Source organism: Pseudomonas sp. YH-1 (assembly GCF_051990045.1).
GTDB lineage: Bacteria > Pseudomonadota > Gammaproteobacteria > Pseudomonadales > Pseudomonadaceae > Pseudomonas > Pseudomonas nicosulfuronedens.
Genome location: NZ_CP178184.1, coordinates 1,790,270 through 1,816,538, shown reverse-complemented (window position 1 = coordinate 1,816,538; position 26,269 = coordinate 1,790,270). Strand labels below are relative to the sequence as shown.

Sequence of the window (26,269 nt, the reverse complement as noted above, 5' to 3'; positions counted from 1 at the left end):
ACCACCGATGATGGGTAACGCAAGCTCCACCCATCCTGCGGTCATGCCAAGTCCCTGTAGGAGCGAGCTTGCTCGCGAACCAAGCCCCGACGCGAGGCTGTTCGCGAGCAAGCTCGCTCCTACGAAGAGCCACCACCGAGCAAGCCCATGCACCTGCTGCGCACCCAACCCGGCGGTTTCGTCCCCGACGACGGCATCGCCCACCTGGCCCAGACGCCCGCCGAGCTGGTGATTCTCTGCAGCGGCGACTCGCACCTGGCACTGCTCGCCGAGGCCGCCCGCGAGCTGCCGGAGGACTACCCGAGCCTGCGGCTGGCCAACCCGATGCAGCTGCAGAACCACGCCTCGGTGGACCTTTACGTCGACGAAGTGCTGCAGCACGCCAAGGTCATCCTGATCTCGGTACACGGCGGCATCGGCTACTGGCGCTACGGCATGGAGCAGTTGGTGGCGTTGGCCGAGCGCGGCGTCACGCTGATCGCGGTACCCGGCGACGACAAGCCCGACCCCGAACTCAGCGCGCTGTGCAGCGTCCCGCCGCAGGATGCAGAGCGCCTCTGGCAGTACCTGCGCCAGGGCGGGATGGACAACGCCCGGCACCTCTTCGCCAGCCTCGCCACGCGCCATCTGCAACGCGACTATCCGTGGAGCGAGCCGCAAACGCTGCCCCGCATCGCGCTCTACCATCCACAGACCGGCCGCTGCGACCTCGCCCGCTGGCAGGCCGACTGGAATCCCGAGTGCCCAGTCGCCGCGCTGCTGTTCTACCGCACGCATCTGCAAGCGGCGAACACCGGCTTCATCGACACCTTCTGCGATCGCCTGCTGGCCCAGGGCATCAACCCGCTGCCCATTGCCGTGGCCAGCCTCAAGGAAGCCGCCTGCCTGGAAGCAGTGGAAAACCTGCTCGATAGCGCCGACGCCGAACTGATCATCAACACCACCGGTTTCGCCCAGTCGAACCCGGAGGCGCCACAGGACCGGCCGTTCCGCCGCGACGTGCCGGTGCTGCAAGCGATCTGCTCGCTGGACAACCTCGACCTCTGGCGCGCCAACCCGCAAGGCCTCGGCCCGCGCGACCTGGCCATGCACATCGCACTGCCGGAACTGGATGGCCGCCTCATCACCCGGCCGATCAGCTTCAAGGGCCTGGCCTGGCGCAGCGAGCGCAGCCAGAGCGATGTGGTCTGCTACCTGCCGCACCGGCCGGGCATGGACTTCGTCGCCGAACTGGCGCGGCGCTGGATGCTGCTGGCGCGCAAGGCCAACGCCGACAAGCGCGTGGCGCTGATCCTCGCCAACTATCCAACCCGCGATGGGCGCATCGGCAATGGCGTCGGCCTCGACACGCCGGCCGCCGCCTTGAACATCCTGCGTGCGCTGGAGGCCCAGGGTTATCCGGTCGCCGGCCTGCCCGCTTCCGGCACGGCGCTGATCCAGCAACTGCTCGGTGGCGTCAGCAACGACCTCGACAGCCTCGACCTGCGCCCCTGCGCGCAGAGCCTGGCGCTGGACGACTACCTTGCCTGCTTCGCGCGCCTGCCCGAAGCCAACCAGCAAGCCGTGCGCGAGCGCTGGGGCGAGCCGCAACAGGATCCGATGTTCCGCAGCGGCCGGATGATGGTCGCTGGCCTGCGCTTCGGCCTGGGCTTTGTCGGCATCCAGCCAGCACGTGGCTACCAGCTCGACGCAGCAGCGATCTACCACGATCCGTCATTGGTGCCGCCCCACGGCTACCTCGCCTTCTACTTCTGGCTGCGCGAAGTGTTCGGCGCCGATGCGGTAATCCACGTCGGCAAGCACGGCAACCTCGAATGGCTGCCCGGCAAGGGCGTCGGGCTCTCGGAGGAATGCTGGCCCGACGCGATCCTCGGCCCGCTCCCCAACCTCTACCCGTTCATCGTCAACGACCCCGGCGAAGGCGCACAGGCCAAGCGCCGCGCCCAGGCGGTGATCATCGACCACCTGATGCCGCCGCTGACCCGCGCGGAAAACTACGGCCCGCTGCGCGACCTCGAACGCCTGGCCGACGAGTACTACGACGCCTCGCTGCTCGACCCGCGCCGCGCCAGCGAACTGCGTGGCGACATCCTCACGCTGGTGCGTGAGACCGCGCTGGACCGCGAGCTGGGCCTGCAGTTGAGTGACGATCCGGAAAGCTGGCTGCCGCAGCTGGACGCCTACCTGTGCGACCTCAAGGAATCGCAGATTCGCGACGGCCTGCACGTGTTCGGCGAGTCGCCCGTGGGCGAGTTGCGCCGCGACACGTTGCTGTCGCTGGTGCGCATCCCGCGCGGCGATGGGCGTGGCGGCAACGCCAGCCTGCTGCGCGCGCTGAGCGAAGACCTGAAGCTCGGCCGCGACCCGCTGGACGCCGCTTTCGCCGAGCCGTGGGAAGGTCCGCGCCCTGATTCGCTGACCGCCGTCAGCGACGAACCCTGGCGCAGCAACGGCGACACCCGCGAACGCCTGGAGCTGTTCGCCCTGCGCCTGATCGACGGCTCGGTCAGCGCACCCGGCAGCGCCAGCGCGGCGGTGCTCGCGCAGCTTCACCAGCAGATCGCCCCGACCCTGGATGCCTGTGGCGCCAGCGAAATCGGCCACCTGCTCGCCGGCCTCAGCGGCCGTTTCGTCCCACCCGGCCCCAGCGGCGCACCCAGTCGCGGGCGGGTCGACGTACTGCCCACCGGGCGCAACTTCTTCACCGTGGACGTGCGCAACCTGCCCACGCCCACTGCCTTCCGCCTCGGCTTCCAGTCCGCCAGTCGCCTGCTCGAACGCCACCTCCAGGACCACGGCGACCACCTGCGCCAGCTCGGCCTGTCGGTGTGGGGCACGGCAACCATGCGCACCGGCGGCGACGACATCGCCCAGGCCCTCGCGCTGCTCGGCGTGCGCCCGGTGTGGCAGGCCGGCAGCCAGCGCGTGGAGGACTTCGAGATCCTGCCGATCACCCTGCTCGACCGCCCGCGGGTCGACGTGACGCTGCGGGTCTCGGGCTTCTTCCGCGATGCCTTCGCCAACCTGATCCGCCTGTTCGACGCCGCCGTGCAGGCTGTCGCCGCGCTGGATGAGCCGGACGATCTGAACCCGCTGGCGGCTCGCGTGCGTGCTGATCAATCTCGCCTGCTGAGCGAAGGCCTGGACCTCGACGAAGCCCGCCGTCAGGCCGGCTGGCGCATCTTCGGCGCACAGCCTGGCGCCTACGGTGCCGGCGTGCAGGGCGTGATCGAGTCCCGCCAGTGGGACAACCGCGCCGACCTCGCCGAGGCCTACCTCAACTGGGGCGGCTACGCCTACGGCGCCGGCGACGACGGCACCCCGGCGCGCGAGCGCTTCGCCCAGCGCCTGTCCGGCCTGCAGGCGGTGCTGCACAACCAGGACAACCGCGAGCACGACATCCTCGATTCCAACGACTACTACCAGTTCCAGGGCGGCATGCTCGCCGCCGCCGAGGTCATCCAGGGCCAGGCGCTGGCCAGCTACCACGGCGACCACAGCCAGCCGGACAACCCGCGCGTCCGCACCCTCAAGGAAGAACTGGGCCGCGTGGTGCGCTCGCGCGCGGTGAACCCGAAATGGATCGCCGGCATGAAGCGCCACGGCTACAAGGGCGCCTTCGAACTGGCCGCCACGGTGGATTACCTGTTTGCCTTCGACGCCACCAGCGAACTGGTCGACGACCACCAGTACCGCCTGCTGGCCGACGCCTACCTGCTGGACGACGACACCCGCGAGTTCATCCGCCAGCACAACCCCGAAGCCCTGCGCGACATCGCCGAACGCCTGGTGGAAGCGCAGCAGCGCGGGTTGTGGGAAGAGCCGGGGGACTATCGGGAGACGCTGGAGAACCTGCTGGTGGACAGCGAGGAACAGTGAGGAATTTCCAGTTTTCGTAGGATGGCGTGGAGCGAAGTGATACCCATCAATTCCTGCGCCAGCAGCATGGGTATCGCTTAGGCTCCACCCATCCTACAAACTGAAGAAGCCAGTTGCCCCCACACAAAACGCACCTCCAGTGCGGTATGGCGCATTGACGTGTAGGAGCGAGCTTGCTCGCGAACCCGCCCAGCCTCGGAGCCGCCGGGAAAATCGTTCGCGAGCAAGCTCGCTCGTACAGAAAAACCTCAGCCCCGACGCAGGCGCTGCGCCGCATTCAGCAACAGCGCCTCGGTGCCGCTCCAGCCCAGGCAGCCGTCGGTGATCGATACACCGTAGCGCAGCTCACCGGACAGCGGTTGGCAGCCGTCGAACAGGTGGCTCTCCAGCATCACGCCGCGCAGCGATGCGTCGCCAGCCAGGCGCTGGTCGAGCACGCTGTCCAGTACCGCCGGTTGGCGCAGCGGGTCCTTGCCGCTATTGGCGTGGCTGCAATCGACCATGATGTTCGGCTCGAGGCCGAGCTTCTCCAGGCCCTGGCGAATCTGCTGCACGTTGGCCGCGTCGAAGTTCGGACCGGCGTGGCCGCCACGCAGGACCAGATGGGTGTCCGGGTTGCCCTGGGTCTGTACCAGCGACGGTCGGCCCTGCGCATCGATGCCGAAGTGCTGGTGCGGATGCGCTGCCGAGCGCATGGCGTCGGTGGCGATGCCGATGCTGCCGTCGGTGCCGTTCTTGAAACCCACCGGCAGGTCGAGGCCGCTGACCATCTCGCGATGCACCTGGGATTCGCTGGTGCGTGCGCCGATGGCGGCCCAGCCCAGCAGGTCGTCGAAGTAGCCGGCCACCAGCGGTTGCAACAGTTCGGTGGCGATCGGCAGGCCGCGTTCGAGCATGCCCAGCATCAGCCGGCGCGACAGTTCGAGGCCGCCGGCCATGTCGCCAGTGCCGTCCAGCTGCGGATCGTAAACCAGGCCTTTCCAGCCGATGGTGGTACGCGGTTTCTCGACGTAGGCGCGCATCACCAGCAGCAGTTGGTCGCTCACCTGCGGCGCCAGTTCGGCGAGGCGGTCGGCGTATTCGAGGGCGGAGACGGGGTCGTGCAGCGAGCAGGGACCGATCACCACCAGCAGGCGCGGGTCACGGCCATCGAGGACGGCGCGGATCGCTTCGCGGCCTTCGCGGACGCGGTGGGCCATGGCGGCGGACAGCGGCAGACGCTGGCGCAGTTCGGCGGGGCTCGGCAGCGGCTGTTCGCGGCGGCGAGCGGAAGGCAGCGGCAGGTCGAGGACTTCGGCGGTAGCTGCGTGTTCTGGGCGGATCAGGGTGGAGGTGGAAGCGTTCATCTGACTGGCATCCTTGGCCGGCGCGGTGGTCGTTCCGCGCTCGGCGCTCTATCTAAGTGTTCGTGGCAAGGTTCGTTGGGTGGCACGCAGCGCGCTGCTAAATCGCCAGTCGGAGTTGCGGTAGTAACGGTAATAAGTGGTGTTCATGTGTCGATCCTCTGTCCGGGCGTTTTGGCCCGATTCAATTGGTTTGCAATGCGTTGGCCTTGTGGGCCGGAAAAACAAAAACCCCGGTCGGGTTGCCGACCGGGGTTTTGGGAAACTGTCTGGTTGGCGACCCTGCTTGCTAGGGCGCCTGTGGGGTATCAGGCGCGCCTTTGGCTAAACCAATACCCATAGAAGAAATAGCCGGCAGCCGCGGCCAGAACCTGCGCGCGAGCAACCACGGAGCCGATGGCACCGAGGCGGGCGAGGGACTGGATGGACAGGCTGGACGGCATGATGTTCTCCGTGGAAGTGGAGCCAAGTTACTGCATCGCGACGCATCGTTCAATGACTTGGCTCTATCGTTCTGATGGACATTGGTCGCACCTCCTACTCTCGGTTCGCTACCATGCACGGACGAAATCCGCAGGAAATCCCCATGAGCGCCCTTCCCCATTTCCCACTGGCTGCCGTCGTTGGCGCCGATGAGCTGAAGCTGGCCCTGTGCCTGGCGGCCATCGATCCGGCCATCGGCGGCGTGCTGATCGAAGGGCCGCGCGGCATGGCCAAGTCCACCCTGGCGCGCGGCGTGGCCGACCTGCTGGATGGCGGGCGCTTCGTCACCCTGCCGCTGGGCGCCAGCGAGGAGCGCATTGTCGGTACCCTCGACCTGGATGCGGCGCTGGGTGAAGGCCGCGTGCAGTTCTCCCCCGGCGTATTGGCGCATGCCCACGACGGCGTACTTTATGTGGATGAAGTGAACCTGCTGCCCGACCACCTCGTCGACCTGCTGCTCGATGTGGCCGCCAGCGGGATCAACCTGATCGAGCGCGACGGCCTGTCCCACAGCCATCCGGCGCGCTTCGTACTGATCGGCACGATGAACCCCGAAGAAGGCGAACTGCGCCCGCAACTGCTGGATCGCTTCGGTCTCAAGGTGCAACTGGAAGGTACGCCCGCGCCGACCGAGCGAGCCGAAATCGTCCGCCGGCGGCTGGCTTTCGATGCCGACCCGCAGGCGTTCCTCATTCAGTGGCAAGGCGCACAGCAAGCGCTGCAACAGCGCTGTGTCGATGCGCGCCAGCGGCTGGCGTCGATTGCGCTGGATGACGTGGCGCTGAATGACATCGCCCAACGCTGCCACGCCGCCGGCGTAGACGGCCTGCGCGCCGACCTCGTCTGGCTGCGCGCCGCCCGCGCTCATGCGGCATGGCGCGGTGCCCACGCTATCGACGCGCAGGACATAAATGCCGTCGAGCACTTCGCCCTCGCCCACCGCCGTCGTCACACACCGCCCCAACCGAGCACGCCGCCGCAGTCCGCTTCCAGCCAATCCGAGGCCCCCTCCAACGCCTCGAACGGCGAAGGCCAGTGGGGCGAACTGCCCGCCCGGAACGTGGCCATGGGCGAACGCCGGCAACTGACGGGCTGGCCAAAAAAGCCCTGAGCATCCGCCCGCGCCCGGCCCCAGGCGCGGATGCCAACCCCAGACCCGGCCAGCTTGCCGGCGGCCGCAGCGGCGCCCGCCAGCCGGGCGCGCACGGCCGTATCGACTGGCCCGCCACCCTGCGCAACGGCCGCCCGCAACACCGCGCCGACCTCGTGCTGCGCGCCCGCAGTCGCAAGCCCGGCGAACTCTGGCTGGTGATAGTCGATGCCTCCGCCAGCACCCGCCGCCATGGCGCGCTCGCACAGGCCAAGGGGCTGCTCGCCGACACCTTCGAGCAGGCCTACCGGCAACGCGCACGCCTCGCCGTACTACACGCCACTGGCACACAAGCGCGCTGGTTATGGCAGGGCCAGAAGGCCTCGAGTCAATTGCAGGAGTGGCTGGAGCAGCTCGGCGCGGGCGGCGGTACCCCGCTGATCGAGGCGCTGCAACAAGCCCGCGAATGGCTGGACAAACGCCAGCGGCAGCAGTCAGGTGAGCGCCAGCGCCTGCTGGTGCTGACCGATGGCCGCCTGCGCGACTGGCCGGAGCTGCAACCGTTGAACTGCCCGACGCTGCTGGTGGATATCGAGGGGGGAGCCGTCAGGCTCGGACGGGCGCGGAAACTGGCGCAAGAACTTGACGCCGAGTATCGGCCGATCAGCGACCTGGCAAGCAAAGCTCGCTGATTTGACCGCTGCATTGCATGGCCCGGATCAAGGCTCGCCGTTGCGCCCATGCAACAGGAACCCCGGCCGCTCGCTCAGCCGCTCGTAATAGGCCGCCACCGCCGGTAGATCCGGACGCTGCAGGGGCGTCAGGTACCAGCGATTCACCGACAGGCCGAGCACGACATCGGCGAGGCTGAAGCAGGCGCCGGTGACGAACGCGCCGGTACGCTCCAGCTGGCGGTCCAGCAGGGCCATGCAATGGTTCCACTGCGCCTCGCTCAGGGCGATGGCGGACTCGTCGGTATGGCTGGGGCTGTTACGCACACGGGCCATGAACACATAGCGCCAGGCAGTGTTCAGTTCGGTGGCCTGCCAGCCCATCCACTGCTCCACTAGCGCGCGCTCGTGCGGTGAGGTGGGCAGCAATTCGCCCTGGGGATACTGGGTGGCGAGGTAGCTGCAAATGGCATTGGATTCCCAGAGCACGAAGTCGCCGTCGACGAGGACCGGCACCATGGCGTTGGGGTTGAGCGCGATGAACTCCGCCGAAGCGGTGGAGCGAAAGCCCGTGCCCCAGTCTTCCCGTTCGTAGGCCAGGTTCAGTTCGGCGCAGGTCCACAGCACCTTGCGCACGTTGATCGATGAAGCGCGGCCGAGGATTCGCAGCATGGGGTCACTCCCTGTGATAACCGGGGCTCAGCATAGGGGCTGGCGGCGCGGCGGAGAAGCGCGGTCTTGACGCAACCGCGAGCTTGCCCTCGAATCGCTACGAAGCTGTGAACACCCGTGGCGCAGGACGTTCCGTCAATCGGCGGCGAGGGGCTCCAGCGCCTGCCAGAGCGCCTCGATGCTGTCGAACTCGCGATCCACTTCCGGCAACCCCGGCCGCGCCAGGATCAGCACCGGCACACCCCGCTCGCGGGCGACCTGCAGCTTCGGCTCGGTGGCCTGGCTGCCGCTGTTCTTGCTGACCAGCACGTCGGTGCCCAGGCGGGTGAACAGCTCGCGCTCGCCCTCCAGAGTGAACGGCCCGCGCGCGCCGAGCACGTCGGCGCGAGCGTTGCCAGGCAGGCTTTGCAGGCAGCGCACGGTCCAGTGCTGATGGGCGGGGATCTCGTCCAGGTGCTCCAGCGGCTCACGGCCCATCGTGAATAGCGGTCGGCGGAACGCTTGCAGTGCAGCGATCAGCGACGACCAGTCAGCAACGTCACACCAGTCATCCAGAGGCCCTGCCTGCCAGCCGGGACGCCGCAGCGCCCAGCACGGCACGTCGGCCAGTTGCGCGGCGCGGGCGGCGTTGGCGCTGATCTGCGCGGCGTAGGGATGGGTGGCGTCGAGCAGCAGGTCGAAACCGCGCTCGCGGATATAGTCCGCAAGGCCTTCGGCGCCGCCGTAGCCACCGATACGCACTTCGCAGGCCAGATCGTCCGGCACCTTGCCCAGCCCGGCGAGGCTGTAGAGATGCTGCGGCCCCAGACGGCGCGCGATGGCCAGCGCCTCGCCAATGCCGCCCAGCAGCAGGACGCGCTTCATCGTACCTCCAGCGCTTCGCCCACCAGGTTGCCCTGGCGGTCGATGGCGAAGACTTCCAGCGTGACTTCCAGGGGCACGATGCGCCGGGCAAAGGCCAGCGCGCGGGCGCAAACGGCATCCCCCAGGGCGATGCCTTCGGCGCGACAAAGCGCCAGCGCCTGCTGGCTGGTGTTGGCTTCGCGCATGCGTTGTTGCAGCTCCGCCGAGGCGCCTATGGCCGCCGCCCACTCGGCCAGCTGCGGCAGGTCGATGCTGGAGTGACGACTGTGCAGGTCCATGTGGCCGGCGGCGAGCTTGCTGATCTTGCCGAAGCCGCCGCAGACACTGAAACGTTCCACCGGCACCTTGCGCAGGTGCTTGAGCGCGGCACCGGCGAAGTCGCCCATCTCGATCAGCGCAGTGTCGTCGAAGCCGTAGCGACGGCGCATGGCATCTTCGCTGGCATTGCCGGTGCAGGCGGCGAGGTGGCGGAAGCCGTTGGCGCGGGCAACATCGATGCCCTGCTGGATCGAGGCGATGTAGGCCGAGCAGGAGAACGGCCGGACAATGCCGGTGGTGCCGAGGATCGACAGCCCGCCGAGGATACCCAGGCGCGGGTTCATGGTCTTGAGCGCCAGCTCGGCGCCGCCCTCGATGTTGATCGTGACGTCGAAGCCGCCGGCATAGCCGCACTCAGCCGCCAACGCAGCGAGGTTGCCTTGCATCATCTGCCGCGGCACCGGGTTGATCGCCGGCTCGCCCACCGCCAGCACCAGCCCCGGCTTGGTGACGGTGCCGACGCCTTCTCCAGCGTAAAAGCGCACGCCCGGCTCATCGCTCAAGGCGACGCGCGCGAAGACCAGCGCACCGTGGGTCACGTCCGGATCGTCGCCGGCATCCTTCAGCGTACCGGCTTCGGCGCCGCCAGCGATGAGGCGGCAGAACTCCAGGCGCAGGGTCGCGCGGCGCTCTTTCGGCAGGGATATCTGCGCGGCGTCCAGCGCCTCACCGGTGAGCAGCAGACGCGCCGCCGCCAGGCTGGTGGCGGTAGCGCAGCTGCCGGTGGTGTAGCCGCTGCGCAGCGGGCGGGGTTCTTCCGGGGTTTCGTCACGCATGACTACGCGCACCGCAGGATGGGTGGGGCGAAGCGATACCCATGCAGTCGTGGTACGAAAAACGCTTCATTCCTTCCAGACTTCCAGCAGGGTGATCGGCAACGCCGCGCGCCAGGTATCGAAGCCGCCGAGCGGCTGGGCCTGGGACACCGACAGGCGGGTCAGCTCGCCGCCGATGCGCGCGCGCCAGCTCAGCAGCATGGACTCGCTCTGCAGGGTGACGGCGTTGGCAACCAGACGACCGCCGGGCTTGAGTTGCTCCCAGCATTGCTCGAACACGCCGGGCAGGGTCACGCCACCGCCGATGAAGATCGCGTCGGGGCGCTCCAGCCCCTGCAAGGCTTCCGGCGCGGCGCCGCAGACCAGTTGCAACGCCGGCACGCCGAGGCTGTCGCGGTTGAAGCGAATGTGTTCCTGGCGCCCATCGTTGGCTTCGATGGCCAGCGTGCGGCAGCTCGGATGCGCGCGCATCCATTCGATACCGATGGAGCCACAGCCGGCGCCGACGTCCCAGAGCAGCTCGCCGGGCCTGGGCGCCAACCGCGCCAGGGTCACGGCGCGCACGTCACGCTTGGTCAGTTGGCCGTCATGGCGGTAGGCATCGTCCGGCAAACCGCTGGTCAGCGGCAGGCGAACCGCATCGACACCCGCGACGCAGTGCACAGCCACCAGGTTCAGCGCAGCGGTCTCGCTCTGCGACCAGTCGCTGGCAAGCCCGTCGATGCGTCGCTCCGCCTCACCGCCGAGGTGTTCCAGCACACTGAGGCGACTCGCGCCGAAACCGCGTTCGCGCAGCAGAGCGGCAATGGCGGTCGGGCTGCCGCCATCGTTGCTGAGGATCAGCAGCCTGGCGCCGTCATGGATCTGCGCGTTGAGTGCGGCCAATGGGCGCGCCACCAACGACAGCAGCGTGCAGTCCTGCAATGCCCAGCCCATTCGTGCCGCCGCGAGAGAAGCGGAGGATGGCGCGGAAAGCACGAGCATTTCCTCGGACGGAATCTGACGGGCAAGGCTGGCACCGACGCCGAACAGCATCGGGTCGCCGCTGGCCAGTACGCAGGTCGGTTCGCCACGCCGGCGCAGCACCGGTTCCAGGCTGAACGGGCTCGGCCAGGCCTGGCGACGGGCGCCCAGGCAATGCGGCAGCAACTCCAGCTGGCGGGGCGCGCCAATCACTTCACTGGCGGCGAGCAGGGCGCGGCGCGCGGCCTTGCCGAGGCCGGCATAACCGTCCTCGCCGATGCCGACGATGGTCAGCCAGGGCGTCATGAAAATTCCTCGGGGTGCGACGATTGATCCGACGGGCAGGCTTTTCCTGACATCGGGCAAAGCAGGCATAATACCCGCTTCGTCGGTGCTCGTAGGACGCTTCGCCTTTGTGGCGAGGTTTCTCAGAGCCGAAGAGGGAACACGGTTAAGCCGTGGCTGCCCCCGCAACTGTAAGCAGCGAGTCCGCGCAATGCGGCGACACGAGAACGAGGTTCCGTGCCGCCGGCCAGGCCACTGGGAAACCGGGAAGGCCGCGCTGGATGAGGACCTGCCAGCCAGGAGACCTGCCGACGAAACCAGTCGCGCGTGCAGACATCGAGCGGGGTGTATCGGTGTCGTGAAATCCCCCTGGGGGGATTCGCAGGTCACCGCGACCCAGCCCTGGTGACCTCCGTGCAAGACTCCTCAGCCCTGCCCGTCCGCCCGCATGCCTGCCCCGGCCTGCTGCGCATCGTGGCCTCCCGCGATGGCGGCATCTGCCGTATCAAGCTGCCTTGTGGGCAACTCGACGCCCGCGCCGCGCGCGCCATCGCCCAGGCCGCCGAGCGCCACGCCGACGGTGTGCTGGAAGCGACCAACCGCGCCAACCTGCAGATTCGCGGCGTGCAGGCTGGCGCCGAACATGCGCTGAGCCATGAGCTGCTGACCGCCGGCCTCGGCCCGCGTGAGCTGGCCTCGGACGATGTGCGCAACCTGCTGGTCAGCCCGGCGCTGGGCCTGGATGCCTCGGCGATGTTCGACCCTGCGCCACTGGCCTGGCAGTTGCTCGACCTGCTGGAGCGCACCCCACGCTTCCACGGTCTGTCTCCCAAGTTCGGCATTCAGCTGGACGCCGGTGAAGCGCTGGCGATGCTGGAGCACCCCAACGACCTCTGGCTGTCAGCCATGTCCGACGACGCGGCACCGCTGTTCGCCTTCGGTCTCGCCGGCTGTCCGCCGCAGCGCGAGACGGATCGTCCCGCCCTCGCCGCCGTGTCCGCCGAGCAGGTACCGCTGCTGGTGGAAAGCCTGCTGCACCTGTTCCTCGATCTCGCCGGCGACGGCCAGACGCGCATGCGCCACCTGCGCGAGATGCTCCGCGATGAAGTACTGCTGGAGCGCCTGCAGCAACGCCTGCCTTTCCAGTTGCACCTCGGGCCGGCTGTGGATAACTGGCGACGTCCTGCACCGCGAGCATTCGGCCATCTCGGGATTCAGCTACAGCGCCAGCCGGACCGCGCCATGGTCGGTGCGGGATTCGTCCTCGGACGCCTGGACAGCACCACGCTGTTCGGCCTGGCCGACCTCGCCGAGCGCTTCAGCGGCGGACAGCTGCGTCTGACGCCCTGGCAAAGTCTGATCCTCCCTGGCGTGGCACCCACCGATGTCGCCGTCGTCCTCGGCGCGCTGGCCAACCTCGGCCTGGTGATCGACGCCGCTCAACCGCTCTCGCGCATCGTCGCGTGCAGCGGCTCCACGGGTTGCGCACGCGGGCTGGCCGACACCAAGGCCGACGCCCTGCGCCTGGCCACACGCCTGCGCCACGCAGCCCAGGCCGGCGTGCACCTGTGCGGCTGCCCGCGTTCCTGCGCCGCCGCCCACGTTGCCCCCTACACCCTGCTGGCCGTCGCCGACGGCCGCTATGACCTGTTCCGCCGCGCCGATGGCGTGGCCGGCTTCGGCCAGCCGCTGGCGCGCAACCTTTCCCTCGATGCCGCGGGCGACCTGCTCGCCGCACCCGGAGTTTCCACCGATGCTTGATTACATCCGCGACGGCCAGGCGATCTATCGCCAATCCTTCGCCACCATCCGCGCCGAAGCTGATCTCAGCGGCATCCCCGCCGACCTGGAAAAACTCGCCGTGCGAGTGATCCACGCCTGCGGCATGGTCGACGTCGTGCAAGACCTGCGTTTCTCCGAAGGCGCCGGGGCCATCGGCCGTGCGGCGCTGGCCGCTGGCGCGCCGATTCTCTGCGATGCGCGGATGGTCGCCGAGGGCATCACCCGCGCCCGCCTGCCGGCACACAACGAGGTGATCTGCACCCTCAATGATCCGGACGTTCCGGAACTCGCCCGCGAGCTGGGCAACACCCGCTCGGCGGTGGCGCTGGAACACTGGCGCGAGCACCTGGAAGGCAGCGTGGTGGTGATCGGCAACGCGCCGACCGCCCTCTTCTACCTGCTGGAAATGCTCGATGCCGGCGCCCCGAAACCGGCGCTGATCCTCGGTTTCCCGGTGGGCTTCGTCGGCGCCATGGAGTCCAAGGATGCCCTCGCCGCCGACAGCCGTGGCGTGCCCTACGTGATCGTGCGCGGACGCCGTGGCGGCAGCGCGATGGCCGCTGCGGCGGTGAACGCCCTGGCCACGGAGGTGGAGTGATGACCGGCCGCCTCATCGGCCTGGGCGTCGGCCCGGGCGACCCGGAACTGCTGACCCTCAAGGCCCTGCGCCTGCTGCGCGCCGCCCCGGTGATCGGCTACTTCGTGGCCAAGGCCAAGCACCACGCAGGTCTTGGCGGCAACGCCTTCGCCATCATCGAACAGCACCTGCTCGATGAGCAGCAGCGCCTGCCGCTGGTCTACCCGGTGACCACCGAGAAGCTGGAGCCGCCACTGACCTACGAAGGCGTGATCAGCGACTTCTACGACACCGCCGCCGAGCAGGTGGCGATGCACCTGGACGCCGGCCGCGACGTGGCAGTGATCTGCGAGGGCGACCCGTTCTTCTACGGCTCCTACATGTACCTGCATGACCGTCTTTCGGAACGGTATGACACCGAAGTCGTACCCGGCGTCTGCTCGATGCTCGGCAGCGCGGCGGTGCTCGGCGTGCCGTTGGTGTACCGCAACCAGAGCCTGTCGGTACTCTCCGGCGTACTGCCCGAGGACGAACTCAAGCGCCGCCTGGCCGACGCCGATGCGGCGGTGGTGATGAAGCTCGGCCGCAACTTCGACAAGGTCCGCCGCGTGCTGCGCGAGCTGGGCCGTGACGGCGGAGCCCATTACGTCGAGCGCGCGACCATGCGCGAGCAGCGCATCGTCGCGCTGGACGACGTCGATCCGATGGCTTCGCCGTACTTCTCGATGATCGTCATCCCCGGCCAGCGGTGGAACGGCTGATGCGCGCCGCCATCGTCATTCTCGGCCAGGGCGCCCTGGCCACGGCCCGATGCCTGCAAGGCGTTTACCCACAGGCGCGCGTGATGGGTCTGAAGGATCGCGTCGAAGGCGCCGATGAGTCCTACGCAAACTTCGGCGAGACCCTGCGCCAGCTGTACCGCGATGACACCCCGATCATCGCCCTGTGCGCCGCCGGTATCGTCATCCGCACCCTCGCTCCGTTGCTGGTAGAGAAAGGCGCAGAGCCGCCGGTCCTGGCCGTGGCCGAAGACGGCAGCGCCGTGGTGCCGCTGCTCGGCGGGCTCGGCGGGGTAAACCGCATGGCCCGCGAGATCGCCGCCAAGCTGAACGTGGCACCCGCCATCACCACCAGCGGCGAGTTGCGCTTCGGCGCCTGCCTGCTCGACCCGCCGCCGGGCTATGCGCTGGCGGACATCGAGCAGGGCAAACGCTTCGTCTCCGACCTGCTGGGCGGTGACACCCTGCGCATCGAGGGCAACGCACCCTGGCTGGACGAGCTGGACCTGCCGCTGGCCGAAGATGCCGCACACACCCTGCGCATCGACGCCCGTGCCGAGGGCATCGGGCAGCATGAGCTGCGCATCCATCCGCGTATCGTCCTCGCCCATGTCACGCTGGTGGACTCGCAACTGCCCGAGCGCATCCGCCAGGGCCTGGCGCAGGCCGGCCTGGCCGAGGCGTCGCTGGCAGCACTGATCGCCCCGCGCTGTCGGATGGCCGATCCAGCACTGTCCATGGCTGCCGCAGAGTTGAATGTTCCGCTGCGCTTCGTCGAGCAGGACGCGACGCTGCCAGCGGAAGTGCTGCACGGCGATTCCTTCCATCTGCACCGCGCCGCCACTCCGCTGGAAGCCCAGAGCATCGGCCAGCCGCGCGGACGTCTTAGCGTGATCGGTCTCGGCCCCGGCGCCAGCGACTTCATGATTCCCGCCGTGCGCCGCGCGCTGGACGAAGCCCAGGACCTTCTCGGCTACGAAACCTACGTGAAGATGGCCGAGCCGCTGCGTGACGACCAGGTGCGCCACTGCACCGACAATCGCGAGGAAATGCAGCGCGCCCGCCACGCCTTCGAGCTGGCTGCCAGCGGCCGGCGCGTGGTGGTGATTTCCTCCGGTGACCCCGGCGTGTTCGCCATGGCCGCCGCCGTGATGGAAGCCCTGCACGAGAGCAGCGATCCGCACTGGCATGGCGTGGAGCTGGAGGTACTGCCAGGCGTGTCCGCTGCGCTGGCCGCCGCGGCCAAGGCCGGGGCACCGCTGGGACATGACTTCTGCCTGATTTCTCTGTCGGACAACCTCAAGCCCTGGGAGACCATCGAGACGCGCCTGGACCATGCCGGTGCCGCCGACCTGGCCATGGCTTTCTACAACCCGATCTCCAAAGCGCGCCCCTGGCAGCTGGGGCGCGCGCTGGAAATCGTCCGCCGCCACCGCACGCCGGAAACCCTGGTGGTGCTTGGCCGTGACATCGGCCGCCCGGCGGAGGCGTTGCGCGTCGTCACCCTGGGCGAACTGGTACCGGAGATGGTGGACATGCGCACCCTGGTGATCATCGGCTCGTCCCTGACCCGGCGCTTCCCCCGGGCCGGCGGTGGCGACTGGGTGTACACGCCGCGCTGGTACCGCTGAACCCGGGCGTTTCACGCCAATTCTGCCTGTTGGCGCCCGCGCAGGATGGCGTGGAGCGAAGCGATGCCCATCGATAGCCTGGCTGTCAGGCTGATGGGTATCGCAAGCTCCACCCATCCTACGAACTGGTATCGCTGAACCCGGGCGCCGAACCCTGTAGGAGCGGGCTATGCCCGCGATCGCGCCCATGGGGCGCTCCTACAGGGAATCGCCCACGGCTCAGACACATCTTGCAAATGGCCAGCGCCTTGTTGAAAATGCGATAAATTATCATTTGCAAGCTCTGCGCACCCATGTCCTCGACCTTCGACGTCCAGTCGCTCTACAGCGACCATCACGGCTGGCTGCACAACTGGCTTCGCGGCCGATTGGGCAATGCCGCCGATGCCGCCGACCTGGCCCAGGACACGTTCCTGCGCGTATTGCTCAGACCCGAGCGCGTCGAACTGCACACACCGCGCGCGTTCCTGCGCACCGTCGCCCGCGGCCTGGTCATCGATCACTGGCGACGCCAGGAGCTGGAGCGCGCCTACCTCGACTCCATCGCCCATCTGCCGGAAGCGCAGGTGCCCTCAGCGGAAGACCGGCACAACATCCTGCAATTGCTGGAAAACATCGCCCGCCTGCTCGACGGCCTCAAGCCGAAGGTGCGCAAAGCCTTCCTGCTGGCTCAGTGCGAAGGCATGCCCCACGCGCGAATCGCGGAGCAACTGGGCGTCTCGGTACGCTCGGTGGAGCGCTACATCGCCGAAGCCTTGTTCCACTGCTACCAGCTGCGGTACGCCGAGTGAGCGGCGCCAGCGCAACGCCCGATCCACGGGTGGTGAAACAGGCCATCCAATGGACCCTGCGCCTGAACGGCACGGCCGATCCCGAACTGCTCAGCGCCTGCGAGCACTGGCGCCAGGCCAACCCCGAACACGAAACCGCCTGGCTGCGGGTGCAGGCGCTGAACAGCGAACTGGCCAGCGGTTACCAGGCCGTGCCCGGCGCCCGTGTGGCGCTGGAGACGCTGGAAAACACCACCCAGCGCCTGCAACGGCGCCAGGCGCTCAAGCTGCTCTCGACCTTCGCCATCGGCGCTTCCGCGCTGTGGCTGGCCCGCGATGTCACGCCCTGGCAGCGCTGGATGGCGGACTTCAGCACGGGGATCGGCGAACGCCAGCGCTTCACCCTGGCGGACGGCAGCATCCTGCAACTGAACACCGACAGTGCGGTGAACGTGCGCTTCGATCCGAGCCAGCGACTGCTGATTCTGGAGCGCGGTGAAATCCTCCTGAGCACGGCCAAGGATGCCGCGCGACCGCTGCGGGTGAGCAACCGCGACGGCCTGTTCGAGGCGCTGGGCACGCGCTTCGTGTTGCGCCAGGACGAACGCTCTACGCGCCTGAGCGTCGAGGACGGCTTGGTGGCGATCGCCCCGCGTGTTCGCGGCCAGACCACCGCCATCGCCGAAGCCGGGCAGACCTACGAGATCAACGGCGACAGCGCACTGCTGGCCGAGCGGAGCAACATGGACAGCGCCGCCTGGGCCGACGGGCTGATCGTCACCCGCGACATGCGCCTGGCCGATTTCCTTGCGGAAATTGGCCGCTATCGCCACGGGCATCTGCAGTGCGATGCGAGCGTGGCCGACCTGCGCCTGTCCGGGGTATTCCGCCTGGACGACACCAACCAACTGCTCGCCCTGCTGCCGCAGACCCTGCCAGTACGGATAGAGAAACGCACGGACTGGTGGGTGACGGTCACTGCGCGGGGCTGAATGGGAAGATCGGCGCTCGGCCCAGCACCCTCTCCCCCACCCTGGCTGCGCGCCCCGCTCCGAAGGGAGAGGGAGTTATCCGTGCGAACGGAAAGCACTGCGCCCACCGGCGAGCAAAGGCGTATCACCCCACTCCGATCAGCCCCCTCTCCCTTCAGGGAGAGGGGGAGGGGCCCTTGCCCGAGCCTCAAACCAAGCCACCGACAAGATCGCCGCCAAATAATATTTCTTCGCAATCGCGAATTATTTCTGTCGGGTTTCGCCGCCTCGGCCGGCAAGGAGGAATAACCCGATCATTTCCCTTGTCCACGGAAGCCCCTCCATGCGAGCCGTCCACGTCCCGACCAACTCTCCCGCCCTGCCCCGCGCCAGCCGGCTGGCCCACGCCGTGCGCGGCGCCCTGCTCTGTGCAAGCCTGGGCGCCAGCCTGCCGCTGAACGCCGTTGCTGCGGACGCCAGCGCCATCACCAGCAGCCGCGCCTATGCCATTCCGGCCGGCCCGCTGGGCGAGGTGCTGAATGCTTTCGCCCGCGAAGCGGGAATCACCCTGTCGGCTACCCCGGAGCAGACCCGCGGCCTGAACTCGGCTGGGCTGAACGGCACCTACTCGGTGGACCAGGGCCTGGGCCGTCTGCTGGTGGACACCCCGCTGGAAGCAGTGGATCAGGGCAACGGCAACTACGTACTGCGCCCGGCCGCGCCGACCGACGTACTGGCCATGCCGGCCAGCGACGTATTCGCCCTCGGTAATGCGCTGGGCGAGGAAGACGGCTACCTGGCAACCCACAGCCAGATCGCCACCAAGACCTCCAAGTCCCTGCTGGAAACCAGCCAGAGCGTCTCGGTCATCACCCGCGAGCAGATCGACGACACCGCCTCGAAGACCGTGCAGCAAGCCATGCGCTACACCCCCGGTATCTTCACCGGCCAGGTCGGCGCGTCGAACCGCTACGACTATGTGGTGATGCGCGGCTTCGCCGACAACAGCGTGGACAACATCTACCTCGACGGCCTGAAGGCCATGGGCGATAGCGGCACCTTCAGTTCGATGCAGATCGACCCGTACTTCCTCGAGCGCATCGACGTGCTCAAGGGCCCGTCCTCGGTGCTCTACGGCCGCAGCCTGCCCGGCGGCCTGGTGGCGCTGACCAGCAAGAAGCCGCTGTACGAGGACTACCACCAGATCACCGGCACCGTCGGCAACATGGGCCAAAAGGAAATGGGCTTCGACTTCAGCGGCCCGCTGGATGAGGAAAAGCGCATCGCCTACCGTCTGGTCGGCCTGGGCAAGGGCTCGGACACCCAGTTCGACCACGTCAAGGAAGAGCGCTACGCCATCGCCCCAACCCTGGCCATCGACTTCACCGACGACACCACGCTGACCCTGCAGGGCTACCTGCAACACGACCCGAACGGCGGCTACCACGGCGGCGTGCCGGCGGACGGCGCGCTGTATCACCACAACGGCCAGAAGATCTCCCGCGAGTTCTTCGACGGCGAGCCGAGCCAGGACGATTTCGACCGCACCCAGCGCATGTTCGGCTACCAGCTGGAGCACCGTTTCGACGACGTGTGGACCGCGCGGCAGAACTTCCGCTACCTGGATTCCGACGTCGACCTCTCGCAGGTCTACGCCTACGGCTGGACCGCACCGGACCAGAACACCCTGAACCGCTACTACTCCGGCGCCAGCGAGCACCTGCAGGCGTACATCATCGATAACATGGCCCAGGCCGAGTTCAGCACTGGCGCCGCCAAGCACACCCTGCTGATGGGCCTGGACTACCAGAAGCGCCGCACCACCGTGGACTGGCGCTCCGGCTCGGTGGCGCCACTGGATGCCTTCGACCCACACTACGGCAACGACGCCATCAGCTACTACCCCGACGACAACCACACCCGTCGCCTGGAACAGACCGGCGTCTACCTGCAGGACCTGATCGACATCGACCACTGGCGCTTCTCCCTGGGCATGCGCGAGGACTGGGTGACCGTCGAGGACAAGAACCGCAGCACCGGCAGCAAAGCCGACGACGACTGGAAGAAATTCACCGGACGCATCGGTGCGCTGTACCTGTTCGACAACGGCATCGCGCCGTACATCAGCTACTCCGAGTCGTTCAACCCCAACGCCTACTCCGACCAGTCCGGCACGCCGCTGGAGCCGACCGAGGGCAAGCAATGGGAGGCCGGCCTGAAGTTCCAGCCCGAGGGCAGCCGCAGCCTGTACACCGCGTCGATCTTCCACATCACCCAGGAGAACGTCGCCTCGAAGGAGCCGCAGGACAACTTCTACACCTCCGTGGGTGAAGTGCGCTCCCAGGGCTTCGAGCTGGAAGCCCACACTCAGGTCACCGACAACCTCAAGGTGCTCGGCAGCTACACCTACACCGACATCACCTACACCAAGTCGCTCGACGGCAACCAGGGTCACACCCCGAACCAGGCGCCCAAGCACATGGCCTCGCTGTGGGCCGACTACGGCTTCAACGCCGGCCCGCTGGACGGCCTGACACTCGGTGGCGGCGCACGCTATGTCGGCGAGACCTGGGCGGACAAGGAAAATACCCTGCGCGTACCGGACTACACCCTGGTGGATGCACGCATCGGCTACGACCTGTCTCGCGTTGGTCTGAAGGGTCTGGATGTCAGCCTCAACGCCAACAACCTGCTGGACAAGGACTACGTGGCGTCCTGCTACAGCCTGGATTTCTGCTACTTCGGCGAGAAGCGCAACGTCACCGCGACGGTGAACTATCAGTTCTGATCGCCCGTCACCCGGCGCTTTTTGTAGGAGCGAGCTTGCTCGCGAACGGGGTTTCCGGCGGCACCGATGCTGGGCGGTTCGCGAGCAAGCTCGCTCCTACAGGGATTTCGGACTCATAAGCCCCGTGGCGCGGCCGTCGCCACGGGGCTTTTTTGCTTTTTAGAACTCCGCCGCGTGGCGGTAACGCGCTTCCAGCTCCAGGGAAATGCGATAGGCCTGCGCCTCGCCTTCGGTGTGGAAGATGCCGACCAGCAGGCCTTCCTGGTGCACATCCCAGCAACGCCCACCGATGGCGCGGAACTCGCGGGATTTGTGGTCGTCGTCACGCTCGGTCACTGTAATGCTCATGTCTTTTCTTCTCCGGTTTTGCCGTACATCAAGGCAATTCCAGAATCATTTAATTAGCTAGCTAATTAAATAGGTGCTTTCGAGAAAGACCTTTACGAAGATTCGCCAAAACGAGCGTCCCAGAAACGCAAAAGCGCAGCTCGAAGGCTGCGCTCTTGGTGACGAACCGTTCGACTTAGAACGGAATGTCGTCGTCGAAGCTGTCGTAGTCCGGAGCCGGTTGCGGCGCGGGCTGGGACTGTTGCTGCGGCGCAGGACGCTGGGCCTGCTGCGGACGCTGCTGCGGCTCGCGGGGAGCGCGTGGAGCATCGTCACCACCGGCGCCCGGACGGCCACCCAGCAGCTGCATGTTGCCGTTGATGTCGACCACGATCTCGGTGGTGTACTTGTCCTGGCCGTCCTGACCCTGCCACTTGCGGGTACGCAGGCTGCCTTCGACGTAGATCTGCGAGCCCTTGCGCACGTACTCGGCGACGATTTCCGCCAGACGACCGAAGAACACCACGCGGTGCCACTCGGTACGCTCCTGCTGCTGGCCGGTCTGCTTGTCCTTCCAGCTCTCGCTGGTGGCCAGGGTGACGTTGGTCACCGCGTTGCCGTTGGGCATGTAACGGGTTTCCGGATCGCCACCGACGTTACCCACCAGAATGACTTTGTTAACCCCACGGGCCATGACGCTCTCCTAAAGGCTTCAGCACGTCGCCTGCTCGGCGCCGGCAAGGCGCTCGAGGGACGTGCGATCAACTTGTTGGGAATCCACTTTGACATAAGCGGCCGCTTCTTCAGCGACCACCATCACATCGCTCACACCGGGCAATGCCTTGAAACGCTCAGCCAACGAAGCATCGCGCAGCGCCTCATCGGAAAGAGGCAGGCGAATACTCGTTACATAAGGCGGTTCACGCATGGTAACAGCAATCGCCAGCCAGATGGCAGCCAGCACCGCGCAGCCGATGAACACCCCGTCGAGCCCGCCGTGCTGGTACATCCAGCCGCCCAGAATGCCGCCTACGGCAGCGCCGAGGAACTGGCTGGTGGAGTACACGCCCATCGCCGTGCCCTTGCCGCCGGCCGGCGACACCTTGCTCACCAGCGACGGCAGCGAGGCCTCCAGCAGGTTGAACGCGGTGAAGTAGACGATGATGCCGAACACCAGTTCCTTGAGGCTGTTGCCGAACTCCCAGAAGAACAGCTCGCAGAGCATCAGGGTCGCCACGGCGCCGGCCAGCACGCGCTTCATCTGGCGCTTCTTCTCGGCGTAGATGATGAACGGGACCATGCCGAAGAAACCCACCAGCAGCGCGGTCAGGTAGACCCACCAGTGTTCTTCCTTGGGCAGCCCGGCGCGCTCCACCAGGGCCAGCGGCAAGGCAACGAAGCTGGCCATGAGGATCGCGTGCAGGACCAGGATGCCGGCGTCCAGGCGCAGCAGCTCGCCGTTCTTCAGGGTCGGCAGCAGCGACTGCTTGGCCACGCTGGACTCGCGGTGCTGCATGCGGTGGTCGGGCGTGGGCACGAAGAACAGAATGATCAGCATGCCCACCAGGGCCATGCCGGCGGTGAACCAGAACAGACCGTGCAGGCCGAACCAGTGGGTCAGCACGGGGCCGGCGACCATCGCCACGGCGAAGGACACACCGATGCTCATGCCGATCATCGCCATGGCCTTGGTGCGGTGCTGCTCGCGGGTGAGGTCGGAGAGCATCGCCATCACGGCCGCGGAAATTGCCCCGGCGCCCTGCAGGACACGGCCGGCGATGATGCCCCAGATGGAATCGGCGTTGGCCGCCAGCACCGCGCCAGCAGCGAATACCAGCAGACCGACGATGATGATCGGGCGGCGGCCGATGCGGTCGGACAGCGTGCCCAGCGGAATCTGCAGGATCGCCTGGGTCAGGCCGTAGGCGCCAATGGCCAGGCCGATCAGTGCCGGGGTGGCGCCGGCCAGGTCCTGGCCATAGGTCGCCAGGACCGGCAGGACCATGAACATGCCGAGCATGCGGAACGCGAAGACCAGCGACAGGCCGGCGGCCGCACGGGTTTCGGTGCCACTCATGCGCTCAGTGTGGGAATCTTGCATAAGCCCCTCATGAAAAGACAAAAAACGGGAATGCGCTGGATTGCCCCCGTGGCATCGCGCCCCCGGGCCCTGCAGGGCCGGTTGTCGCCAACGCCGAAAAATAGCCGCGCATTCTACCAGCCCAACGGTCCAAGGGCACACACGCGCTGCTTTGCCGCGTGCCGGAAACGCCCCGTATAATCGATAGTTTTCGCCCGCCATGCGAGGCCGCAGTGGACAAGATCCTCATCCGTGGGGCACGTACCCACAACCTGAAGAACATCGACCTGACCCTGCCGCGCGACAAGCTGATCGTGATCACCGGCCTGTCGGGTTCCGGCAAATCTTCCCTGGCCTTCGACACCCTCTACGCCGAGGGCCAGCGCCGTTACGTGGAATCCCTGTCGGCCTATGCCCGGCAGTTCCTCTCGATGATGGAAAAGCCCGACGTCGACACCATCGAAGGCCTGTCGCCGGCGATTTCCATCGAGCAGAAATCCACGTCCCACAACCCGCGCTCCACCGTGGGCACCATCACCGAGATCTACGACTACCTGCGCCTGCTCTATGCGCGTGTCGGTATCCCGCGCTGCCCGGACCACGACATCCCGCTGGAGGCGCAGACCGTCAGCCAGATGGTCGACCAGGTGCTGGCGCTGCCCGAAGGCCGCAAGCTGATGCTGCTGGCTCCGGTGATCCGCGAGCGCAAGGGCGAGCACCTGGCGGTGTTCGAAGAGATGCGCGCCCAGGGCTTCGTTCGCGCCCGCGTCGACGGCAAGCTCTACGAGCTGGATGAAGTGCCCAAGCTGGACAAGAAGCTCAAGCACTCCATCGATATCGTGGTCGACCGCTTCAAGGTCCGCGGCGACCTGCAGCAGCGCCTGGCAGAGTCCTTCGAGACGGCGATCAACCTGGCCGACGGCATCGCACTCGTAGCCCCGATGGACGACGAGGAAGGCGAAGAGATGATCTTCTCCGCCCGCTTCGCCTGCCCGATCTGCGGGCATTCCATCAGCGAGCTGGAACCCAAGCTGTTCTCCTTCAACAACCCGGCCGGCGCCTGCCCGACCTGCGACGGCCTGGGCGTGAAGCAGTTCTTCGACGCGCGGCGGGTGGTCAATGGTGAGCTGACCCTGGCCGAAGGCGCAATCCGCGGCTGGGACCGGCGCAACGTCTACTACTTCCAGATGCTCGGCTCGCTGGCCGGGCACTTCGGCTTCAGCCTGGAAGAGCCCTTCCAGGACCTCGACCCGGACCACCAGAAGTTCATCCTCAACGGCTCGGGCCGCGAGAACGTCGAGTTCCGCTACCTCAACGACCGGGGCGACATCGTCAAGCGCGCACACCCGTTCGAAGGCATCCTGCCGAACCTGGAACGCCGCTACCGCGAGACCGAGTCGGCCACCGTGCGCGAGGAGCTGGCGAAGTTCCTCAGCACCCAGCCCTGCCCGGACTGCCACGGCACCCGCCTGCGCCGCGAGGCGCGCCACGTGTGGGTGGGCGACAAGACGCTGCCGGCGATCACCTCGATGCCGGTGGGCACCGCCTGTGAGTACGCCGAGAGCCTGACCCTCACCGGTCGCCGCGGCGAGATCGCCTCGAAGATCCTCAAGGAGATCCGCGAGCGCCTGCAGTTCCTGGTCAACGTCGGCCTCGACTACCTGACTCTGGACCGGAGCGCCGACACCCTGTCCGGCGGTGAGGCCCAACGCATTCGCCTGGCCAGCCAGATCGGTGCCGGCCTGGTGGGCGTCATGTACATCCTCGACGAACCCTCCATCGGCCTGCACCAGCGCGACAACGAGCGCCTGCTGGGCACCCTGACCCACCTGCGCAACCTGGGTAACACGGTGATCGTGGTGGAGCACGACGAGGACGCCATCCGCCTCGCCGATTACGTCGTGGACATCGGTCCCGGCGCCGGCGTGCATGGCGGGCAGATCGTCGCCGAGGGCACGCCGCAGCAGGTCATGGACCATCCGGACTCGGTCACCGGCGCCTACCTGTCCGGGCGTACCAAGATCGTCGTGCCGGCCGAGCGTACCCCGCGCAACAAGAAGCAGTTGCTCAAGCTCAAGGGCGCGCGCGGCAACAACCTGCAGAACGTCAACCTGGAGATCCCGGTCGGCCTGTTCACCTGCATCACCGGGGTGTCCGGCTCGGGCAAGTCGACGCTGATCAACAACACCCTGTTCCCGATCACCGCCACTGCGCTCAACGGCGCCACCACGCTGGAAGTCGCGCCTTACGATTCGTTCGACGGCCTGCAGCATCTGGACAAGGTGGTGGACATCGACCAGAGCCCCATCGGCCGCACGCCACGCTCCAACCCCGCGACCTACACCGGGCTGTTCACACCGATCCGCGAGCTGTTCGCCGGCGTGCCGGAAGCCCGTTCGCGCGGCTACGGCCCGGGGCGCTTCTCGTTCAACGTCAAGGGCGGCCGCTGCGAAGCCTGCCAGGGCGACGGCGTGATCAAGGTGGAGATGCACTTCCTGCCGGACATCTACGTCCCCTGCGACGTGTGCAAGGGCAAGCGCTATAACCGCGAGACCCTGGAGGTCCGCTACAAGGGCAAGAGCATCACCGAGGTGCTGGACATGACCATCGAGGACGCGCGGGCGTTCTTCGATGCCGTACCGGCCATCGCCCGCAAGCTGCAGACGCTGATGGATGTCGGCCTGTCCTACATCAAGCTGGGGCAGAGTGCGACGACGCTGTCCGGCGGCGAGGCGCAGCGGGTGAAGCTGTCTCGCGAGCTGTCCAAGCGCGATACCGGCAAGACCCTGTACATCCTCGACGAGCCAACCACCGGCCTGCACTTCGCGGATATCCAGCAACTCCTAGACGTGCTCCACCGACTGCGCGACCACGGCAACACCGTGGTGGTCATCGAGCACAACCTGGATGTGATCAAGACCGCCGACTGGCTGGTCGACCTCGGCCCCGAAGGTGGCTCCAAGGGCGGCCAGATCATCGCCACCGGCACGCCGGAGCAGGTCGCGGAGCTGGCGGTATCGCACACCGGGCACTTCCTCAAACCGCTGCTGGAGCGTGATCGGGCCTGATCCGCGGCGGCATGAAAAAGCCCCTGTCGCCTTCCGGCGCAGGGGCTTTTTCTTGAGCTTTTCGTAGGAGCGAGCTTGCTCGCGAACAGCGTTTCCAGGCAGCTCAGCAATTGGGCGGTTCGCGAGCAAGCTCGCTCCTACAAGGGATACCA

Annotated in this window: 20 protein-coding genes and 1 riboswitch; of the genes, 11 read left to right on the top strand and 9 right to left on the bottom strand. The window is 67.2% G+C overall.

Going from position 1 to position 26,269, the window contains the following annotated elements; all coding sequences use genetic code 11:
* Positions 1 to 147 precede the first annotated feature (147 nt).
* A complete protein-coding gene (gene cobN / locus ACKI1H_RS08565) occupies positions 148 to 3,879 on the top strand; it encodes a cobaltochelatase subunit CobN (protein ID WP_440468148.1) in 3,732 nt (1,243 codons plus the stop codon).
* Positions 3,880 to 4,127: 248 nt separating this feature from the next.
* Here cobN and ACKI1H_RS08560 read toward each other — a convergent pair whose 3' ends face one another.
* Positions 4,128 to 5,225, bottom strand: a complete 1,098-nt coding sequence (locus ACKI1H_RS08560; RefSeq protein ID WP_440468147.1) for a 3-deoxy-7-phosphoheptulonate synthase — start codon at positions 5,223 to 5,225, stop codon at positions 4,128 to 4,130.
* Positions 5,226 to 5,530: 305 nt separating this feature from the next.
* The gene (locus ACKI1H_RS08555) at positions 5,531 to 5,665 is read right to left on the bottom strand and encodes a hypothetical protein (protein ID WP_256205205.1); all 135 of its coding nucleotides are present in this window, start codon (positions 5,663 to 5,665) and stop codon (positions 5,531 to 5,533) included.
* Between the two features lie 143 nt (positions 5,666 to 5,808).
* On the opposite strand from ACKI1H_RS08555, the gene ACKI1H_RS08550 reads away from it, so the two are divergent.
* Together ACKI1H_RS08550 and ACKI1H_RS08545 are read left to right on the top strand one after the other, a co-directional pair.
* Positions 5,809 to 6,816, top strand: coding sequence for an ATP-binding protein (locus ACKI1H_RS08550; protein ID WP_440468146.1), 1,008 nt, complete (start codon positions 5,809 to 5,811; stop codon positions 6,814 to 6,816).
* A complete protein-coding gene (locus ACKI1H_RS08545) occupies positions 6,798 to 7,487 on the top strand; it encodes a vWA domain-containing protein (RefSeq protein ID WP_440468838.1) in 690 nt (229 codons plus the stop codon). Before ACKI1H_RS08550 ends, ACKI1H_RS08545 begins: the two co-directional genes overlap by 19 nt.
* 27 nt (positions 7,488 to 7,514) lie before the next feature.
* Here ACKI1H_RS08545 and ACKI1H_RS08540 read toward each other — a convergent pair whose 3' ends face one another.
* The 4 genes from ACKI1H_RS08540 to cbiE form a co-directional block, all read right to left on the bottom strand.
* Positions 7,515 to 8,138, bottom strand: coding sequence for a glutathione S-transferase family protein (locus tag ACKI1H_RS08540; protein WP_440468145.1), 624 nt, complete (start codon positions 8,136 to 8,138; stop codon positions 7,515 to 7,517).
* A gap of 135 nt (positions 8,139 to 8,273) precedes the next feature.
* Positions 8,274 to 9,002: a cobalt-precorrin-6A reductase gene (locus ACKI1H_RS08535; RefSeq protein WP_440468144.1), complete on the bottom strand. Its 729-nt coding sequence runs from the start codon at positions 9,000 to 9,002 to the stop codon at positions 8,274 to 8,276.
* Positions 8,999 to 10,096 (bottom strand): cobalt-precorrin-5B (C(1))-methyltransferase, encoded by a 1,098-nt coding sequence (locus tag ACKI1H_RS08530; protein ID WP_440468143.1) that lies wholly within the window; start codon positions 10,094 to 10,096, stop codon positions 8,999 to 9,001. Before ACKI1H_RS08530 ends, ACKI1H_RS08535 begins: the two co-directional genes overlap by 4 nt.
* Positions 10,097 to 10,162: 66 nt before the next feature.
* Positions 10,163 to 11,365 (bottom strand): precorrin-6y C5,15-methyltransferase (decarboxylating) subunit CbiE, encoded by a 1,203-nt coding sequence (gene cbiE / locus ACKI1H_RS08525; protein WP_440468142.1) that lies wholly within the window; start codon positions 11,363 to 11,365, stop codon positions 10,163 to 10,165.
* Between the two features lie 66 nt (positions 11,366 to 11,431).
* A riboswitch (cobalamin riboswitch) is annotated at positions 11,432 to 11,671 on the top strand.
* A 78-nt stretch (positions 11,672 to 11,749) separates the two neighbouring features.
* On the opposite strand from cbiE, the gene cobG reads away from it, so the two are divergent.
* From cobG to ACKI1H_RS08490, 7 genes are all read left to right on the top strand, one after another.
* The gene (gene cobG, locus ACKI1H_RS08520) at positions 11,750 to 13,105 is read left to right on the top strand and encodes a precorrin-3B synthase (RefSeq protein WP_440468141.1); all 1,356 of its coding nucleotides are present in this window, start codon (positions 11,750 to 11,752) and stop codon (positions 13,103 to 13,105) included.
* Positions 13,098 to 13,724 carry a precorrin-8X methylmutase gene (locus ACKI1H_RS08515; protein WP_440468140.1) on the top strand — a complete coding sequence of 209 codons (627 nt, stop codon included), beginning with the start codon at positions 13,098 to 13,100 and terminating at the stop codon, positions 13,722 to 13,724. The genes cobG and ACKI1H_RS08515 overlap by 8 nt, the downstream gene beginning before the upstream one ends.
* Complete coding sequence (locus tag ACKI1H_RS08510) at positions 13,724 to 14,464, top strand: precorrin-2 C(20)-methyltransferase (protein ID WP_440468139.1); 741 nt, start codon at positions 13,724 to 13,726, stop codon at positions 14,462 to 14,464. Before ACKI1H_RS08515 ends, ACKI1H_RS08510 begins: the two co-directional genes overlap by 1 nt.
* Positions 14,464 to 16,113: a precorrin-3B C(17)-methyltransferase gene (gene cobJ, locus ACKI1H_RS08505; protein ID WP_440468138.1), complete on the top strand. Its 1,650-nt coding sequence runs from the start codon at positions 14,464 to 14,466 to the stop codon at positions 16,111 to 16,113. Before ACKI1H_RS08510 ends, cobJ begins: the two co-directional genes overlap by 1 nt.
* 293 nt (positions 16,114 to 16,406) lie before the next feature.
* Positions 16,407 to 16,904 (top strand): sigma-70 family RNA polymerase sigma factor, encoded by a 498-nt coding sequence (locus ACKI1H_RS08500; protein ID WP_440468137.1) that lies wholly within the window; start codon positions 16,407 to 16,409, stop codon positions 16,902 to 16,904.
* A complete protein-coding gene (locus ACKI1H_RS08495) occupies positions 16,901 to 17,875 on the top strand; it encodes a FecR domain-containing protein (protein WP_440468136.1) in 975 nt (324 codons plus the stop codon). The genes ACKI1H_RS08500 and ACKI1H_RS08495 overlap by 4 nt, the downstream gene beginning before the upstream one ends.
* A gap of 322 nt (positions 17,876 to 18,197) precedes the next feature.
* The gene (locus ACKI1H_RS08490) at positions 18,198 to 20,642 is read left to right on the top strand and encodes a TonB-dependent siderophore receptor (RefSeq protein WP_440468135.1); all 2,445 of its coding nucleotides are present in this window, start codon (positions 18,198 to 18,200) and stop codon (positions 20,640 to 20,642) included.
* Positions 20,643 to 20,801: 159 nt separating this feature from the next.
* Here the strand turns inward: ACKI1H_RS08490 and ACKI1H_RS08485 are convergent, their stop codons facing one another.
* The 3 genes from ACKI1H_RS08485 to ACKI1H_RS08475 form a co-directional block, all read right to left on the bottom strand.
* Positions 20,802 to 20,990, bottom strand: a complete 189-nt coding sequence (locus ACKI1H_RS08485; protein WP_138520042.1) for a hypothetical protein — start codon at positions 20,988 to 20,990, stop codon at positions 20,802 to 20,804.
* A 175-nt stretch (positions 20,991 to 21,165) separates the two neighbouring features.
* Complete coding sequence (gene ssb, locus ACKI1H_RS08480; RefSeq protein ID WP_017521888.1) at positions 21,166 to 21,663, bottom strand: single-stranded DNA-binding protein; 498 nt, start codon at positions 21,661 to 21,663, stop codon at positions 21,166 to 21,168.
* 18 nt (positions 21,664 to 21,681) lie between these two features.
* Entirely contained in the window at positions 21,682 to 23,070 is a 1,389-nt protein-coding gene (locus tag ACKI1H_RS08475) for an MFS transporter (RefSeq protein WP_440468134.1), read from the bottom strand.
* A 212-nt stretch (positions 23,071 to 23,282) separates the two neighbouring features.
* On the opposite strand from ACKI1H_RS08475, the gene uvrA reads away from it, so the two are divergent.
* Positions 23,283 to 26,117, top strand: a complete 2,835-nt coding sequence (uvrA, locus tag ACKI1H_RS08470; RefSeq protein ID WP_081517084.1) for an excinuclease ABC subunit UvrA — start codon at positions 23,283 to 23,285, stop codon at positions 26,115 to 26,117.
* The last annotated feature ends 152 nt before the right edge of the window (positions 26,118 to 26,269 follow it).

Bases quoted from the DNA above. Each gene is read 5' to 3' on its own strand.
- ACKI1H_RS08510 (WP_440468139.1), top strand. From the start codon at position 13,724: ATGACCGGCCGCCTCATCGGCCTGGGCGTCGGCCCGGGCGACCCGGAA.
- cobN (WP_440468148.1), top strand. From the start codon at position 148: ATGCACCTGCTGCGCACCCAACCCGGCGGTTTCGTCCCCGACGACGGC.
- cbiE (WP_440468142.1), bottom strand. From the start codon at position 11,365: ATGACGCCCTGGCTGACCATCGTCGGCATCGGCGAGGACGGTTATGCC.
- ACKI1H_RS08485 (WP_138520042.1), bottom strand. From the start codon at position 20,990: ATGAGCATTACAGTGACCGAGCGTGACGACGACCACAAATCCCGCGAG.
- ACKI1H_RS08490 (WP_440468135.1), top strand. From the start codon at position 18,198: ATGCGAGCCGTCCACGTCCCGACCAACTCTCCCGCCCTGCCCCGCGCC.
- ACKI1H_RS08540 (WP_440468145.1), bottom strand. From the start codon at position 8,138: ATGCTGCGAATCCTCGGCCGCGCTTCATCGATCAACGTGCGCAAGGTG.
- ACKI1H_RS08515 (WP_440468140.1), top strand. From the start codon at position 13,098: ATGCTTGATTACATCCGCGACGGCCAGGCGATCTATCGCCAATCCTTC.
- ACKI1H_RS08555 (WP_256205205.1), bottom strand. From the start codon at position 5,665: ATGCCGTCCAGCCTGTCCATCCAGTCCCTCGCCCGCCTCGGTGCCATC.
- cobJ (WP_440468138.1), top strand. From the start codon at position 14,464: ATGCGCGCCGCCATCGTCATTCTCGGCCAGGGCGCCCTGGCCACGGCC.
- ACKI1H_RS08535 (WP_440468144.1), bottom strand. From the start codon at position 9,002: ATGAAGCGCGTCCTGCTGCTGGGCGGCATTGGCGAGGCGCTGGCCATC.
- ssb (WP_017521888.1), bottom strand. From the start codon at position 21,663: ATGGCCCGTGGGGTTAACAAAGTCATTCTGGTGGGTAACGTCGGTGGC.
- ACKI1H_RS08560 (WP_440468147.1), bottom strand. From the start codon at position 5,225: ATGAACGCTTCCACCTCCACCCTGATCCGCCCAGAACACGCAGCTACC.
- ACKI1H_RS08530 (WP_440468143.1), bottom strand. From the start codon at position 10,096: ATGCGTGACGAAACCCCGGAAGAACCCCGCCCGCTGCGCAGCGGCTAC.
- ACKI1H_RS08500 (WP_440468137.1), top strand. From the start codon at position 16,407: ATGTCCTCGACCTTCGACGTCCAGTCGCTCTACAGCGACCATCACGGC.
- ACKI1H_RS08550 (WP_440468146.1), top strand. From the start codon at position 5,809: ATGAGCGCCCTTCCCCATTTCCCACTGGCTGCCGTCGTTGGCGCCGAT.
- ACKI1H_RS08475 (WP_440468134.1), bottom strand. From the start codon at position 23,070: ATGCAAGATTCCCACACTGAGCGCATGAGTGGCACCGAAACCCGTGCG.